This is a genomic window from Bacillota bacterium (assembly GCA_023511455.1).
GTDB lineage: Bacteria > Armatimonadota > HRBIN16 > HRBIN16 > HRBIN16 > HRBIN16.
On record JAIMBJ010000024.1, the window covers coordinates 26,611 to 41,431 of the forward strand.

The window sequence follows — 14,821 nt, forward strand, 5'->3', positions numbered from 1 at the left end:
ATGCGCATTGTTTCGCTTTTGCCCAGTGCAACAGAGATAGTATACGCTCTCGGACTTGGAGATAGCCTTGTGGGCAGGAGCCACGAGTGCGATTATCCCCCTGCCGTACAGGATAAGCCTGTCGTCACCAAGAGCCTAATTCCGTCGCAACTGCCCAGTCGTGACGTCGATAGGTTGGTTTCGGAGATCCTGCGCACCCATGATACCCTTTACACTCTAGACGTAGATCTGCTACAACACCTCAAGCCCGACCTTATCCTGACGCAGGCGCTGTGTACGGTGTGTGCGGTCTCTCATCGCACCGTATTAGAAGCAGTGCAGCACCTATATCCACGTCCAGAGGTAATCAATCTGGAACCAACTACCCTTGCCGAAGTCATGGACACTTTCATGACGGTCGCCGAAGCAGCTGGAGTGCCTGCACGGGGGCGAAGACTTGTCGATATCTGCCATCAGCAGCTGAAGCAGATTCAGGCGGATAACAGTCTTTTGCCACCTGTGCGGGTGAGCTTTTTGGAATGGATTGATCCTCTCTTCACCTGCGGGCACTGGATACCGGAACTCGTTGCTTTAGCTGGAGGGATCGATGGACATGGTCAAGCTGGCACGCCGTCTCGGCGCATGCACTGGCAAGAGGTGGTGGATTGGCAACCTGAGGCGATAGTCATCTCTTGTTGTGGGTTCTCGGTACAGCGCACTCTCCAGGAGATGTGCTTATTGCAGAATCGGAGCGGTTGGGAGACGCTACCAGCTGTGAGGAGGGGCAATGTTTTCATTGCTGATGGGAGTTCCTTCTTTAGTCGCCCTGGCCCACGTCTTGTAGACTCAGCGCGATGGTTATCTGACAAGCTATCTCAAGCTAGAAATGCCTTAGAGCCAAACAGGGGCAGCCTATCGTGATCACAGGGTAGTACAGACTTAGCTTGCCGTGTATGTGCCGATAACCCTTGTCCCCTGTCTATCGTCTAACACAAGGCAATCCACACAAGGAGGAGCGCCTCATGAAACGGGTTAATGTGTATCTGCCCCTGCTTGCCCTGGTGCTGGCAGGGTGCGGTAACGTCCCGACCACCGGCGTGGGTAACGAACCCTCGCAACCTACCACCGGCAATAAAGCAACCGAAACGACCAGAAAGGTGGACCCGAGGCTGATAGACGCAAACAACCAGTTTGGTTTCGCACTGCTTCACCAGCTGCGCAAAGCGGACAGGGAGAAGAATCTGTTTCTTTCGCCAGCGAGCATTACTCTCGCCCTTGCCATGACCTACAACGGCGCAGCAGGCGAAACCGAGCAAGCAATGGCGAAGGTGATGTCCCTGCAGAATATGAGTAAGGAGGATCTGAACCAGGCGGCTTCAGACCTGCGCCAGGACCTGCAGAGCGCAGACGCCAAAGTAGAACTGACCATCGCGAACTCGCTGTGGGCGCGGCAGGGCATCGCCTTCAAACAGCAGTTTTTGGAGACCAACCGCCGTTACTTCGGGGCGCAGGTGAGCGTGCTGGACTTCGCCGACCCTGAGGCGCCTCAGTCCATCAACCGCTGGGTAGACACCAGCACGAAAGGCAAAATCAAGAAGATAGTCGATAACATCTCGCCGCGCACGGTGATGTTCCTCATCAACGCTATCTACTTCCATGGCAAGTGGCAGAAGCCTTTCGACAAATCCCTGACACAGGAGAAGCCCTTCCATCTGGCAAACGGCGAGCAGAAGCGCGTGCCGATGATGGCGCAAACGGGCAAGTTCCCCTACCTGAAGGGAGAAAACTTCCAGATGGTAAGCCTGCCGTACGGTGAGGGGCGGATCAGCATGGTGATTGTCCTGCCTGACGAAGGCACAAGCCTGAACGAATGGCTGGAATCACTGAATTCGGAAAGATGGAAGGCGTGGACATCTCGATTGGTTCCTGCAGAGGGCGACCTGCAGCTGCCCCGCTTCAAAATGGATTATGAGAAGACGCTAAACGACGCCCTGAAGGAAATGGGAATGGCGGTGGCTTTCGAACCCGACCGCGCGGACTTCACCGGTATGCGTGACGAGCGAGACCTGTTCCTCGAGAAGGTTCACCACAAAGCAATCGTGGAGGTGGACGAAGAGGGCACCGAAGCGGCTGCGGTCACCTCCGTGCAGGTGGGCATCACCTCTGTGCAACAGCCTCGCCCACCCTTTAAGATGGTGGTGGACCGGCCGTTCTTCTGCGCCATTCGCGAATCCCGCACCGGTATGGTGCTGTTCATGGGTGCGGTGTATGAGCCATAGCCGGGTGAACCACTACGCACCGGCGTGTGTTTGACCGATAATATGGTGAGAGACCCGCGATTTCGCGAGTGTCGATGGCAACATCGTAGGGCAAAGAGAGGTACAATACATCTGTGCGCAGATTTTCAAGCCACAAGAAGGGGGTTCCGCCGCCTATGAAGCGCGTGACGATTCTTTTCACCCTGTTCATGGCGATTCTCGCCATTTCGTCGGTGCTGGCGCAAAACGAGCCTGTTCGCATCGGCGCGGGGGATACGCTGGGCATTACCCTCGTCGGCGATAAGGACATCAGCGGCCAATATAAGGTAGACGATAGCGGCTATATCAAGATGCCTCTGCTGGGGTCTATCAAAGTCGCCGGGGAGACCGAAGAGGGCTTAACCAAAAAGCTCACAGAGATGCTCAGAAAGTACTACGTCGACCCTGTGGTGACCGTGGTCATCTTGGAGCGGTTCCCGCGCTACGTGACGGTAACCGGTGCGGTGCGCAAGGGCGGAAAAGTTCCGCTGCGCGAGAATATGCCCACCCGCCTGATCGAGGTCATTCAGACTGCTGAGCCGGAGCAGAGCGCGGACCTGGCTCGAATCAAACTCACCCGCAAGCAACCTGCCCCTGCGGAGATGACTCTGGATTTGGAGCGGTTCATCAAGTTCGGTGACCCCACCGCCAACGTGGAGATTATGCCCGACGACGTGATTCTCGTGCCCGCCAAGCAGATGATGAGCGTTTTCGTCACGGGAGCGGTAGCGCGTCCGGGGGTGCTTACGCTGCAAGAAGGTAGCACTTTCCGCGAAGCGATTTTGCAGGCAGGCGGGCTGCTGCCAAACGCCGACAACACCCGTATCACCATCCGCCATGAGGGGCAAACAGAGGAGAACCCTGTCAACTACAACGACGCCATGTCGCAGGACCCTGCCAAGCAGGTGGTGCTGAAAAACGGCGACCGTATTCTGGTGCCAACCGTTCAGGAGGCGGTGACCGTTTCCGTATTTGGTGGGGTGAACCGCCCCGGTCCGGTGCCGCTGGTGGGGCGAATGCGCCTGAGCGAAGCCATCGGACAGGCAGGAGGTTTCAGCCCGTTCGCCCGCAAGTGGGACATCAAAATCCTTCGGGCGGTACCCGGTTCGGGTAAAAGGCAGACCCTGAAGGTCAATTTCGGCGAGATCGAGGAAGGCAAAGCCGACGACCCCTATCTCGAGCCGAATGACCAGATTGTGGTGGCAGAGCGTCCGCGCGAACAGTTCAACCTGAGTACGGCGTTATCGATGCTGTCGGCTATCGCAAGCCTCGCGTGGCTGCTGAGGCGAAGGTAGGGAAGCGAGGAGGACGTGCCTCCTCTTCCTGCGCAATCACTGGAGGGCGAACCTCCCGGTGAGCCGACCCCCACTCAGCCTCCCCGCGGGCGGGGAGGTGTTCGACGGCTCGGCAGGAGCCTCGCCCTCCAGATGGTAAGGTGCGAATGCGGTACATCCTCGGCCGGTGCCGCTACCGGGTAGTGTTCGTTGCCGGGGGATAATCCGGTGTCGGTTTATACGACCCCCCCTGTTCCATCCACGGTGGCACACCGGGCGTATACTTTGCGCCTTTCGGCGGGCGCGGCGCACTCAAATAGTAGTACGCCCCGAGGATAATCGCGACAACCACTACTACCAGCGCAATCGCTACCGCAGGGCTGACCTCTTTTTTCACCGGCTCACCTCGCTGTTACTGTCGCTTGTCCCACATGCCATTGGGCCAGGGTCCGTTAGGCGGATCACGCCGTGCCGGGTCAGTGGTCTGGTTGCCGATGGGCTGGGTGGTTTGGTCCCTGCGCATCCACTTCACATGTCCATCGCACATCGCGTAGTTGCTACCCTGCGAGTGGATGGTGGCTCCACCGCCCTGCATGTTGAACTCGTTGTAGTCCCAGAAGACCTCCGTCGCCCAGCCGACGCTCCACTGGTGATACCAGTTCGGGCGTTCCGCGACGAAGATGGTGGTTGCCGGGCTCACAATGGTCGACTCCGCCGAGGCGGCAGGTGACATCCGGAAGCTGTAGGAATTGGAATCCCATCCCCAGTCGCTTTCAGGCCAGCGGAAGTTTTGGCTGTAGGTAACCGGGATAGCGGGTTTGGTGTTGTCCACTGCGTCCTGTCCGCGCCCCCATGCATCGCTGGGGCACTTCCACACCTGCTGGTTTTTCACATAGGGATGTATCTGCTGGTGCCAGGGCACCCACGTGGGGTACCACCCCCATGTCCAGCTGTGTACCTCGTCATAGTCCTGTGTGTACATCAGCTCGCCCAGCATGATTTGTTTCATGTTGGACAGACAGGTGGTCGCGCGCGCTTTCTCCCGTGCCTGTGCGAACACCGGGAAGAGGATCGCCGCCAGAATGGCGATGATGGCGATGACCACAAGCAGTTCGATCAGGGTAAACGCTTGCCTCTGGTCTCGCCGTTGAGTACTGACTCGCATGGTTTTTCTCCCTCCTTGTGATGATTTATCTCAGCTGGAAGCCGGTGCGACATCCAGCGTGGTTCCGTAGCGAAGCTGCACCGGTATGGTGACGTCGGCGTAGTCGTCCCGCTCTCCGGTGATGTACTGATGCAGGAGGCGGACGGCGGATTCCGCCAGCGCATCCAGGTCGACGTATACCGAGGCAGCGATATGGCGTGTGGTGGCGGGCCAGTGCAGACCATCATAGCCGATCACCGAGAGCTTGGCGGGTACCTCGATGCCGAAACGGTCACAATCTTCCAGCAGGCGGTACGCCAGCCAGTCACGCCAGCAGAATATCGCCGTGGGGGACTGCGGTTCGTGCAGAAGGTGCTCCAGGACCCTTTGCCCCTCACTCCAGTAGCTGAAAACGCGCTGGTCAGGAAGGTCGCTTCCAAGCGTGCGAAGGTACTGCTGAAGCAAACGAGCGCGCGGGATGGCGTCCCGAAAGTCGTTTCCCTCCTCAATCATGGCAGCGATGTGCCGGTGTCCCAACGCGACAAGGGCTTCAGCGACTTGCCTCATTCCACTGTGCACATCATCGCGTACGGAGGGCAAGACGCCTTCGCTGTCGCGTGCGTTTATCAGTACCACCGGCAAACGTGAACGCCTGAGCAGAGGCAACAGGGGATCGTCGGGCAAAGGGGCAAATAATAGCAATCCATCGGCGCGTCCGCCATTCAAAAAGCGGTACGTCTCCTCTGGCGGTCGGCTGAAGTCACAATGCACCAGCACATCGTAGCCGAGCTTACCCGCTGCACGCTCGATAGCGGTAGACAACCTGTCCATGTAGAGGTCGTTTTCAGTGCGCAAGCGGAACGCGTTGAAGAACGACAGAATGTGTGTGCGCCCACGTTGCATCGACCGCACCAGCAGGTTAGGGCTGTAGTCCAGCTCCTGTGCTGCCTCTTTCACGCGCTGATGCGTTTCCTCCGAAATGCGATGCGTAGCAGCTTTGCCGCTGAGCACCAGCGAGGCGGTGGTGCGGGAGACACCCGCCCGCTTTGCGACCTCGTCGAGCGTTGCCCGAGTTCTTCTTCGGGATGGAAGGGACATCGCTTTCCCCTTGCTAAAATACTTTAGCATCATTATAGCCCCATGTTGCTACGCTGTCAAGAGGTTTGCTAAAGTATTTTAGCGAATTTTTCGAAAAATAATAGAAAGGACGCACGTGCATGCCCGAGTTAATGGTTCACATCGACACTACCCGGCGTTATCAGCGCATCGAGAATTTTGGGGCATCGGGCACGTGGAGCCTGGACCCCATCGGCAAAGAATGGACTGAAGCCAGCAAGAACATACTGGCAGACCTGCTCTTTTCGCGAGAGAAGGGCATCGGGTTGTCGCTGTGGCGGTTCAACATCGGCGCAGGTGGTGCGCTCACCGACCAGCTGTGGGACCCCTGGCGGGGGGCGGAGGTGTTCAAAGCCTCTGAAGATGCGGAGTATGACTGGAGCAAACACGCCGGGCAGCAGTGGTTCCTGCGCGCGGCAAAGAAACGGGGTGTGGAGCGATTCCTTGCCTGTGTGTACAGCCCGCCCGTGTGGATGACGAAGAACGGACATGCGCACTGTGATAAACAATCGGGTTCTACCAATCTCAAGCCTGGCTACGAGCCTCATTTCGCGCGCTTCCTCGCTGATGTTCTGGAACATTTCGCCAAAGAAGGGCTACCCTTTCACTATATCAGCCCCGTCAACGAGCCGAACTGGGAGTGGGAGGGTGGTCAGGAAGGGTGCCGTTACAACAACGAGGACCTGAAGCGCGTGATACACGCCCTGTATGCGGAGATCCGCTCTCGCAGACTTGCCACCGAAATCGTGGTGCCCGAAGCGGGCGAGCTGGTCTCCCTGCTGGATGACGAAATTTACCGCCGTTGGGCACGAATCGAGGATGCCAGAGCCGCCTACACACACGGCAATCGCTCCAAAGGTTGGGGGATGTATGGTCAGTACATTCGTGAGCTGCTGGGCGACGCCGAGATACGACGCAAAGTGGGCAATCGCCTCTGCGCACACTCTTACTGGACCGATTCTAGCCTGCACCTGCTAAAAGACCTGCGGCGAACCGTGCGCGAGAACATTGACCGCTACGCTCCCGGCGCGCCATACTGGCAGACCGAGTACTGCGTGATGGAACATCGGCGCGACCTCGGTATGGATACCGCCCTGCGCGTGGCGCGGGTGATACATTACGACCTCACCGCTGCCAACGCTTCTGCATGGCACTGGTGGCTCGCGGTTTCGCCCTACGACTATAAAGACGGACTGATTTACACGGATTATAGACAGACAGGACAGCAAAACATCCTGCCATCCAAAACGCTGTGGGTGCTGGGAAACTTCAGCCGGTTTATCCGCCCGGGTGCGGTGCGGGTGCACGCCGAGCCATCGGAAGTGGAGGAGCATCTGCTGATTTCCGCCTACACACAAACCCGCAGTCCGCGCCTGGTCTGCGTGGTGGTTCATCGTGGCGAAAAGGAGGCCCTTCTGAGATTGGATGCAGGTCAAAAAGTGGAGCAATGGAGCCTGTTCATTACCTCCGCCGAGCATGACCTTGCCTGTCAGCCTGCGGTGAAAGCTAACAGGGAGGTGGTTATTCCGCCGCGCAGTGTGGTGACGTTGACCTCTTTGTAGGGCGGGCAGGAAACAATCACCCCTGCAGGTAAATATAACGGCATATGGAAAAGGGAGAGGGCACACGGATGGCAAATCGTAAGAGCCAGACGGTATCGCCGCCATCGGAAAGCACCGTGAGCCTGCTGGAACCGGCACGCGGCGTCTCGGAGGCGAGCGCACCGCAGCTGGCGCAGGTGGCGGGCCAGTTGTTGAACCTCCCGATGGAGGAACAACTTGCCGCGGTGCGTTGGATGGGCACACAACCCGAATACGCTACCTTGCTGGCTTATTTGGTGGAAGGGGTTGGGGTGAGCGGTGCATTGCGGCGGGCGGTGAAGCAGGCGATGTTCGAACTGCGCCGACGAGGGGTATCGGTGCAAACTCTGGCGGCCGGTACTACCCTCCAGCGAGAATCGACGGACACCTCGGCGCAATGGGTGTTGCAGGAGGCGTTTGCTTCATCGCCCTATGAGGGGGAGGATTGGTACGCTCTTCATTTACGCTTCTTCATGCAGCACGCTTCGGGGCAGAAAGCGGTGTTCAATCTGTTTATCGATGAACACGGTTATCTCGTGGATGCTTCTATGGTCGACGAAGGTGTGCGCGACCTGTATCAGGAATGTCTGGACAACCCGTTGCGCTATCCCTGGATACAGCAGGCTCAGCAGGAAACGCCCAACCGTTTTGTGCGTTTGCCCCTCGGATGGGCGATTACCGTTGCGCACGAATGCCGCCGGCGCACCCTTCGCGACTTGAAGCCGATGCCGCCACATGCCGCCTATTACTGGGGGCGTCTGCCGGAGTCTCCAGAGGAAACTGTGTCGCCACCCTGGGACAGCATCTCCGATGCCGAGACCAGCTGGGCAGTCAGCTCTCTGGTAACTCCCGACACCCGTCCGGAGCCGACAGTGGAAGCACTCAACGCATTGATGCCATACCTGCCTCCCCCCGACAGGTTGTTGGACGTGATGGAGAGGGCGGCTAAAGAGATGCAGAGCCCTATTCTGTTGCCCACGCAGACCGAAGAGCAGCGCAACCGGCAAATCGCGGAGAAACTCCAGCAGTGGCTTTTCCCGGATGAAAGCCTGCGTGGCTTGCTTCTTTTCATGTTGCCGGTTTTGGGAGGCATCCACCTGCTGGGAGGAGACCATAATGGCGCAGCCTGGCTGAAAGCGCTCTGGCGCGAGTTGAAGGAACGAACCGACCGCCCATTCTGGCGAACAGAAGCGGTACGCGCTCTGACTGCAATGGCAGTCCAAATGATGACCTTCGCTGCGGAAGCCGTTGAGGAGGGAGAAGATGAAGACCATGTATCGCATTGACGGGCTGTTTGCTTGTGCCTGTCGCGCGCTGCTGCTGCTGTTGCTGGTGATTGCAGCCGGGTGCGCCCGCACACAAAACGCGGAAACGGCGCGTATGTTACCTTACGAGCAGCTCTACGCCTACGACAGGGACTACCCTCTCCAGGCGGAGGTCAAAGAACAGCAGCGCGGTAACGGCTATATCATTTACCGTGTACAGTATAACAGCGTGCACGACAAACGAGTCCCTGCCTGGTGGTGTGTGCCCACGACGGGGACGTCTCCCTACCCCTGCGTGATGATCATGCACGGCTACGGCGGCGACAAAAACGGTCTGCAGATGCTGGTGCCGGCGTTCGCTATGCGCGGCATCGCCACCTTTGCCATCGACGCGGAGTATCACGGCGACCGCAAGCAACCGGGCAGTGACATCCTCAGCCCGTATATTTACCGCAACCGCGATGCTTTCATCCAGACGGTAATTGACCTGCGTCGCGGCATCGACTTCCTGCAGAGCCGACGGGAGATAGATGCCAAGCGCATCGGCTACATCGGGCTGAGCATGGGAGGCATTCTGGGTGGTATTCTCGCTGGAGTGGATGAGCGCGTGCAGGCACCTATCCTGATCGTGGCTGGCGGGGACTGGGGCTATCTTTTCGCCAACAGCCAGCACCCCAACGCGGTGCAGCTGCGTGAGAAAAACCCTGAACTGTTCAAGAACCCGCAGAAAATCAACGAGCTGGTGGGCCCGATGGACCCGGTGAACTGGGTGGCGCGCATCTCGCCTCGTCCTCTGCTGATGATTAACGGCAAAGATGACCAGATTGTGCCCAAAGAGTGCACCGAGCGGCTCTTCGCGGCTGCCAAGGAGCCAAAGGAAATCCTGTGGCTGGAAGGTGGTCACATGCCTCAGCCCGATGCGGTGCTGCGCAAGGTAGACGAGTGGTTGAGCAAGCATCTCCTGGCGACCAGCCAGTAGAAGCCAAACCACAACATTGCGTCGCGGTTATGATGGTCAAGGGCGTTGTATCTGACTGACATGGCGATTTCCAGCGCCACAAGAGTTCAAGTATTGCTTACCTGCTCGCCCGGCTGGAGGATTCACGAGCAGTTTCTGGGTCGCTGCCAGCAGGACGAACTCGCCAGCCAGCGGGTGGAGTGGACGGTCATTCCGCCAGAGGAGCTGCGTCCCGATGTGCTGGCGCAGGCGGAGGTGATGGTATGCGGGCATTTTGCGCGAGAGTGGCTTCCCCATTGCCGACGTCTGCGCTGGGTGCAGTTTCTGGGTGCGGGTATCGAAGGCTCCCTGTCTCCCGAACTGCTGGCGAGCGACATCATCCTGACGAACGCCAGCGGCGTGCATGCCATCCCCATCGCAGAGCATGTGTTCGGTATGATGCTGATGTTCGCGCGGGGTTTGCATCGGTGCGTGCGCCAGCAGATGCAGGCGGAATGGAACCGCGACGGCTTTCGCGAACAGGTGCGCGAAATCTATGGCGCGACTCTCGGCGTTGTCGGTCTGGGCGCCATCGGCGCGGCAGTGGCGGAACGCGGTAAAGCAATGGGCATGCGCGTGATGGCAACGCGGCGACGCCCTCAACCGTGCCCGGAGTATGTGGACGTGCTATTGCCCCCGTCGCAGCTTTCCGACCTGCTGCGTGAGAGTGAGTATGTGGTGCTGTGTGTGCCGTTAACGCGCGAAACGCGGCACCTGATTGGCGAGACGCAACTGCGCCAGATGCGCCGCGATGCCATCCTGATAAACATCTCGCGCGGCGCGGTCGTCGATGAGCCAGCACTGATACGCGCCCTGCAGGAGGGGTGGATCGCTGGAGCGGGGCTGGATGTGTTTGACCCTGAGCCGCTGCCCGCTAACAGCCCTCTGTGGCATCTGCCGAACGTGATTATCAGCCCGCATGTGTCGGGGGTGACTCCACATTATGGCACCCGGGCGGCGGAGATATTCCTGCGCAACCTGCACGCCTTCCTCGCCAATGACCTCGCCTCCATGGTGAACGTCGTGGACAAGCAGGCGGGGTATTGAAGGCGCAGGGACTATCGTCCTGAAGCTCCTCCGAACACTTCGCGGATAGCCTCCAGTTTCATGTATCCCTCGCCGCGGGTGGGTGCCACAACGCCACCCTCGCCGTATTCGTTCCATGCGTAAATCAAAAACGCTTTTTGCCTGCCGCCTATCCTGGGATAACCCAGTCTGTCGTGCTTCTGCAGGGCGTCCTTGACCCGGATAAGGGCGTCTCTCCACTGCTCGCGGCTGGGGAAGGCGAAGCTGGCTCGAGGGTCTTTCCATGGGCGAGGGTCCCACCCGGCGGGCAGGTAGGGCACGTAGGGTTTTTCGCTTTCCGTTGCGTAGCGCTCCCACGCTTCCTCTGCCATCGCCAGCAGCGGAGTATACGGGTAGGGCTCCGGCCGTTGAGGCAGGTTCGGCAAGTCCATGTAAGTGGTCAGGTAGTCGAAAGGCGCAACCACATCGCCCTTCGGCACGCCAGTTGCCATCACCCCCGCACCAACCAGCGGATTGGGCACACCCGCGCTCTGCATGAGCCGGCGCAACCGCTCCACACGCTGCGCTACCTTGCGCACATCGCCCTCGTTCTGCTGCAGAAAGTGGTGCAGGCTGTGGATTTTGAATACAGGTCTTCCGCCCACCCGGAGGTAACTGCGGTGGCGCAGCGCGCCTGCCCATTCCACGCAGGCGGCGTCCCAGTCCGCATCACTGGTCAGGCTGAAGGGGTCATGATTCACGTATTCCAGCGTAAAGTACATCTTGCTGGCGTTGCGGGAAGTGGTAAAGAATCGCAGTCCATCGTTGAGACGAGAAAGGTGGGGGTGTATATCTGGCTTGTTCTGCGGATACCAGAGTATCTGGAAAAAGTCCACCCCGTGGCTGGCAGCGGCTTCTATCTCGCGTTCCAGGGTGGGCGCCTCTACATATTCTCCCAGCAAAGGCACCCGGTCTGGATAATCCGTGCGCCAGTCACGTCCCTCCGTCAACCATTTATTCGGTTGTTCGCGCCACCAGCCCGCGAAGTAATACACCCCCACCAGCGTGTCTTTCACGATTTCCTCCCTACCTGCCGTATTTGCCCATCAGTTGCCCTTCCGCCAGCACATGCCCTTCCATCGCCTTCACTACCTGTGCTTTGGTGCTGCCCGCAGGCAGGTCCAGCGTGGTATCCAGTGCGTACAGCTTGAAGAAGTAGCGATGGGGTTTGCCGGGCGGTGGGCAGGGTCCACCGTAACCGATTTTGCGGAAGTCGTTCGTGCCCTGTCGTGCGCCGCCGGGCAGTTCCTTCTCGGGGGGCACCGCTTCGGGCAGGCTGCGGGCATCGGCTGGCAGGTTAAACAGCACCCAGTGCACCCAGGTACCCATGGGGGCATCCGGGTCATCGCAGATGAGCGCGAAGCTTCTGGTGCCCTCGGGCACGTTGTCCCAGGCGAGCGGAGGCGACACGTCAGCGCCGTCGCAGGTGTGTTTTCTGGGAATGGTGCCTCCTTCGGTAAAGGCGGTGCTGGTCAGGCGGATGTCCATTTTACCACCTCCCCCTTGCATGGATGGTTGCTTGCTCTGGCACGCAGCCAGCAGTAGCGCGGAAACCATCAGACCCCAAACGGTGCGCATGGTTCGGTACCTCTCACGAGGCGAGTTGCCATCGGTATACTATCCATTTCGTGAGGGGTGTACGCCTCTCCTGTCGGATCGCAACGCCGAAAATGCGCGTGCCTGAAAAGCCGACGGCTCGGCGGGAGCCTCCCCCTGCAACAGGCAGGTTACCGGGCTGTAAAGCTCATCAACAACCGCAGCCACGTCTTCAGCCGCCAGGGGTAAAGCTTCAGGCTCTGCGTCACTGCCCCGAACGCCTTGCCTCGCTCGCCCATCTGGCTGTAGATGACGCCCAGCGCCGCCAGCGCGATACCCAGCGCACGTCTCATCTGCCAGCCGTTGCGCCGAAGCAGCTCAGGGATACGCTTGCGGATGCGCTCTTCGTGAATCCACAGGTCGTCCGCAAGCATGCGCTGGCGCTGGTACATGGTGTTCTGTCCGTGAATACGATACAGGGTCAGCACTTCGGGCACATAACCGATGCGGTAGTGCTCCGCGATGCGCAGCCACATATCCCAGTCGCCCATTCCGAAGAGACCTTCCTCGAACCATCCGCACCGCTCGAGGCATTCCCGCCGAAACAGCACGGAGGAGGTAATGAACAGGTTGCGTGTGAGGAGATCCGTGAGCAGGTCGCCCTGAGGGTTCGGGGGAAAGCGCACCCCCAGCGGATTGCCCTTGATGGGGTTCCCGTCCGCGTCGATCGGGCGGAAGGCGGTGTGCGCCAGCCCGATGCGCGCATCACTCTCCATCACCGCGACCTGCTTCTCCAGCTTTTCAGGCAGCCAGATGTCGTCGGAGTTCAGGATAGCGACGCAGGGTGCACTCGTGAGCGCAATCCCCTCGTTCAGGGAGGCATAGGTGCCGCGGTTCGTCGGGTGCTGGATCACCTTCACGCGGTCGGCATAGCGCTGCAGGATGGCGGGCGATTCGTCCTGGCTGGCGTCGTCGATGGCGACCACCTCGATGTCCGTGAAGGTCTGCGCCAGCACGCTCTCTATCGCCTGCGGTAAGTAACGCGCGTGGTTGTAGCTGGTAACCACCACGCTCACGAGGGGCATCGTTACCAGTCCCCAATCAGCGCGGCGAGCACCGCCTTCTGCGCGTGCAGGCGGTTTTCTGCCTGGTCAAACACCACCGACTGCGCTCCGTCTATCACCTCATCGGTAATCTCCTCGCCGCGGTGCGCGGGCAGGCAGTGCATCACCATCGCGCCCGGCTTCGCCGCCTTCAGCAGGTCGGCATTCACCTGATACGGCATGAACACCTGCTTGCGCTGTTCCGCCTCATGTTCCTGTCCCATGCTCGCCCACACGTCGGTATAGATGGCGTCGGCGGTGCGTACTGCCTCCTTCGGGTCGCGCATTACTGTGATCAACGCGCCAGTAGCGGCGGCGATTTCCCGCGCCAGATTCAGGATGTGCGCGTTCGGCTCGTAGCCTTCGGGGCAGGCGATGGTGAAATGCGTTCCCAGCTTCGCCGCCAGCAGCATCAGGCTGTGCGCCACATTGTTGCCATCACCCACGAACACCAGATGCTTGCCCTTCGCCTCGCCCTTATGCTCGATCAGCGTCTGGAAGTCGGCTAGCGCCTGACAGGGGTGTTCGAGGTCGCTGAGGGCGTTGATGACGGGAACCTTTGCGTTCTCCGCGAGCTCTATCAGTGTCTGGTGTGCGAACACACGCGCCATGATAGCCTGACACCACCGCTCCAGATTGCGCGCCACATCCGCCACGCTCTCGCGCTTGCCCAGCCCGATTTCGTTGGGCGAGAGATAGATGGCGTGTCCTCCCAGCTGCACCATCGCCGCTTCAAAGGTGAAGCGGGTGCGCAGGGACGGTTTTTCGAAAATCATCGCCAGCAGATGGGGACGCTTCCAGCGAATCACCTCTCCACCCACGCGTGTGGTCTGCTTCATCTCCGCCGCCAGCTGCAGCACGGCGATGCACTCTTCGGAGGTGAGGTCGTTGATGCCGATCAGGTCGCGCCCGTGCAAGCCGCGCAGCACGTCTGTCCGCGACACGGTGACCTGTGCAGAAGGTAAAGTCTCTCCCTGTCTCAGCGCTTTGATGGCGATGCGCGTGCGCTCGAGGTCTATTCCCTTTGCTTTCAGTATCTGCCCTGCCAGCCCCTCTGCTTCGCGGATGAGCCCCAGCAACAGGTGCTCCGTGCCGATGTAGTGGTCGTTGAAGTGACGCGCTTCTTCGTACGCAAGGTCAATCACGCGCTTGGCGCGCGGGGTGAGCTGCGTTTCGTGACCCACCTTGCTCGGTCCGAGCGTCACCCGCTTCTCCACCTCGATGCGCAACTGCGAGAGGCTGACACCCAGCTGCTCGAGAACGCGCGCTGCCGCGGATTCCGCATCCCGCGTCAATGCCAGCAACAGGTGTTCGGTGCTCACGAAGGTCTCGCCAAGGCGTAACGCCTCTTCCTGCGCATAGAAGATGACCCTGCGTGCGCCCTCACTGAATCGTGCCCACATAGGCATACTGTTTCACCTCGCCCGTTTGGGATAGTTTATTGTATCCTCTCTACGTCTGTGGG

The 14,821-nt window shown here is 59.6% G+C and carries 14 protein-coding genes; 7 read left to right on the plus strand and 7 right to left on the minus strand.

Going from position 1 to position 14,821, the window contains the following annotated elements; genetic code table 11:
- From K6U75_12325 to K6U75_12335, 3 genes are all read left to right on the plus strand, one after another.
- The gene (locus tag K6U75_12325; protein ID MCL6475824.1) at window positions 1–900 is read left to right on the plus strand and encodes a cobalamin-binding protein; all 900 of its coding nucleotides are present in this window, start codon (window positions 1–3) and stop codon (window positions 898–900) included.
- 101 nt (window positions 901–1,001) lie between these two features.
- The gene (locus tag K6U75_12330; GenBank protein MCL6475825.1) at window positions 1,002–2,258 is read left to right on the plus strand and encodes a serpin family protein; all 1,257 of its coding nucleotides are present in this window, start codon (window positions 1,002–1,004) and stop codon (window positions 2,256–2,258) included.
- A 155-nt stretch (window positions 2,259–2,413) separates the two neighbouring features.
- Window positions 2,414–3,571: an SLBB domain-containing protein gene (locus K6U75_12335; GenBank protein ID MCL6475826.1), complete on the plus strand. Its 1,158-nt coding sequence runs from the start codon at window positions 2,414–2,416 to the stop codon at window positions 3,569–3,571.
- Between the two features lie 172 nt (window positions 3,572–3,743).
- Here K6U75_12335 and K6U75_12340 read toward each other — a convergent pair whose 3' ends face one another.
- The 3 genes from K6U75_12340 to K6U75_12350 are packed head-to-tail and all read right to left on the minus strand — an operon-like array spanning window position 3,744 to window position 5,792.
- Window positions 3,744–3,947 (minus strand): hypothetical protein, encoded by a 204-nt coding sequence (locus K6U75_12340; protein MCL6475827.1) that lies wholly within the window; start codon window positions 3,945–3,947, stop codon window positions 3,744–3,746.
- A 15-nt stretch (window positions 3,948–3,962) separates the two neighbouring features.
- A complete protein-coding gene (locus tag K6U75_12345; GenBank protein MCL6475828.1) occupies window positions 3,963–4,715 on the minus strand; it encodes a DUF1559 domain-containing protein in 753 nt (250 codons plus the stop codon).
- A gap of 30 nt (window positions 4,716–4,745) precedes the next feature.
- Window positions 4,746–5,792 carry a LacI family transcriptional regulator gene (locus K6U75_12350; protein MCL6475829.1) on the minus strand — a complete coding sequence of 349 codons (1,047 nt, stop codon included), beginning with the start codon at window positions 5,790–5,792 and terminating at the stop codon, window positions 4,746–4,748.
- Between the two features lie 119 nt (window positions 5,793–5,911).
- On the opposite strand from K6U75_12350, the gene K6U75_12355 reads away from it, so the two are divergent.
- The 4 genes from K6U75_12355 to K6U75_12370 all read left to right on the plus strand — a co-directional run bounded on the left by K6U75_12355 (window position 5,912) and on the right by K6U75_12370 (window position 10,699).
- Window positions 5,912–7,372, plus strand: coding sequence for a hypothetical protein (locus K6U75_12355; protein MCL6475830.1), 1,461 nt, complete (start codon window positions 5,912–5,914; stop codon window positions 7,370–7,372).
- Window positions 7,373–7,440: 68 nt separating this feature from the next.
- On the plus strand, window positions 7,441–8,676 hold the full coding sequence (locus K6U75_12360; protein MCL6475831.1) for a hypothetical protein: 1,236 nt from the start codon (window positions 7,441–7,443) through the stop codon (window positions 8,674–8,676).
- The gene (locus K6U75_12365) at window positions 8,654–9,634 is read left to right on the plus strand and encodes an acetylxylan esterase (GenBank protein ID MCL6475832.1); all 981 of its coding nucleotides are present in this window, start codon (window positions 8,654–8,656) and stop codon (window positions 9,632–9,634) included. The genes K6U75_12360 and K6U75_12365 overlap by 23 nt, the downstream gene beginning before the upstream one ends.
- Before the next feature lie 45 nt (window positions 9,635–9,679).
- Window positions 9,680–10,699, plus strand: coding sequence for a D-2-hydroxyacid dehydrogenase (locus K6U75_12370; protein MCL6475833.1), 1,020 nt, complete (start codon window positions 9,680–9,682; stop codon window positions 10,697–10,699).
- Between the two features lie 11 nt (window positions 10,700–10,710).
- Here K6U75_12370 and K6U75_12375 read toward each other — a convergent pair whose 3' ends face one another.
- The 4 genes from K6U75_12375 to argF form a co-directional block, all read right to left on the minus strand.
- Window positions 10,711–11,733 carry a hypothetical protein gene (locus tag K6U75_12375; protein MCL6475834.1) on the minus strand — a complete coding sequence of 341 codons (1,023 nt, stop codon included), beginning with the start codon at window positions 11,731–11,733 and terminating at the stop codon, window positions 10,711–10,713.
- Between the two features lie 10 nt (window positions 11,734–11,743).
- Window positions 11,744–12,205: a YbhB/YbcL family Raf kinase inhibitor-like protein gene (locus K6U75_12380; GenBank protein MCL6475835.1), complete on the minus strand. Its 462-nt coding sequence runs from the start codon at window positions 12,203–12,205 to the stop codon at window positions 11,744–11,746.
- A gap of 239 nt (window positions 12,206–12,444) precedes the next feature.
- The gene (locus K6U75_12385) at window positions 12,445–13,338 is read right to left on the minus strand and encodes a glycosyltransferase (protein ID MCL6475836.1); all 894 of its coding nucleotides are present in this window, start codon (window positions 13,336–13,338) and stop codon (window positions 12,445–12,447) included.
- 2 nt (window positions 13,339–13,340) lie between these two features.
- Window positions 13,341–14,765 carry an ornithine carbamoyltransferase gene (argF, locus tag K6U75_12390; protein ID MCL6475837.1) on the minus strand — a complete coding sequence of 475 codons (1,425 nt, stop codon included), beginning with the start codon at window positions 14,763–14,765 and terminating at the stop codon, window positions 13,341–13,343.
- Between the last annotated feature and the right edge of the window lie 56 nt (window positions 14,766–14,821).

What these genes read in the sequence shown, in the direction of transcription:
- K6U75_12380 (MCL6475835.1), bottom strand. Translation starts at nt 12,205, where the DNA reads ATGGACATCCGCCTGACCAGCACCGCCTTTACCGAAGGAGGCACCATT.
- K6U75_12355 (MCL6475830.1), top strand. Translation starts at nt 5,912, where the DNA reads ATGCCCGAGTTAATGGTTCACATCGACACTACCCGGCGTTATCAGCGC.
- K6U75_12325 (MCL6475824.1), top strand. Translation starts at nt 1, where the DNA reads ATGCGCATTGTTTCGCTTTTGCCCAGTGCAACAGAGATAGTATACGCT.
- K6U75_12335 (MCL6475826.1), top strand. Translation starts at nt 2,414, where the DNA reads ATGAAGCGCGTGACGATTCTTTTCACCCTGTTCATGGCGATTCTCGCC.
- argF (MCL6475837.1), bottom strand. Translation starts at nt 14,765, where the DNA reads ATGCCTATGTGGGCACGATTCAGTGAGGGCGCACGCAGGGTCATCTTC.
- K6U75_12350 (MCL6475829.1), bottom strand. Translation starts at nt 5,792, where the DNA reads ATGTCCCTTCCATCCCGAAGAAGAACTCGGGCAACGCTCGACGAGGTC.
- K6U75_12330 (MCL6475825.1), top strand. Translation starts at nt 1,002, where the DNA reads ATGAAACGGGTTAATGTGTATCTGCCCCTGCTTGCCCTGGTGCTGGCA.
- K6U75_12345 (MCL6475828.1), bottom strand. Translation starts at nt 4,715, where the DNA reads ATGCGAGTCAGTACTCAACGGCGAGACCAGAGGCAAGCGTTTACCCTG.
- K6U75_12365 (MCL6475832.1), top strand. Translation starts at nt 8,654, where the DNA reads ATGAAGACCATGTATCGCATTGACGGGCTGTTTGCTTGTGCCTGTCGC.
- K6U75_12385 (MCL6475836.1), bottom strand. Translation starts at nt 13,338, where the DNA reads ATGCCCCTCGTGAGCGTGGTGGTTACCAGCTACAACCACGCGCGTTAC.
- K6U75_12360 (MCL6475831.1), top strand. Translation starts at nt 7,441, where the DNA reads ATGGCAAATCGTAAGAGCCAGACGGTATCGCCGCCATCGGAAAGCACC.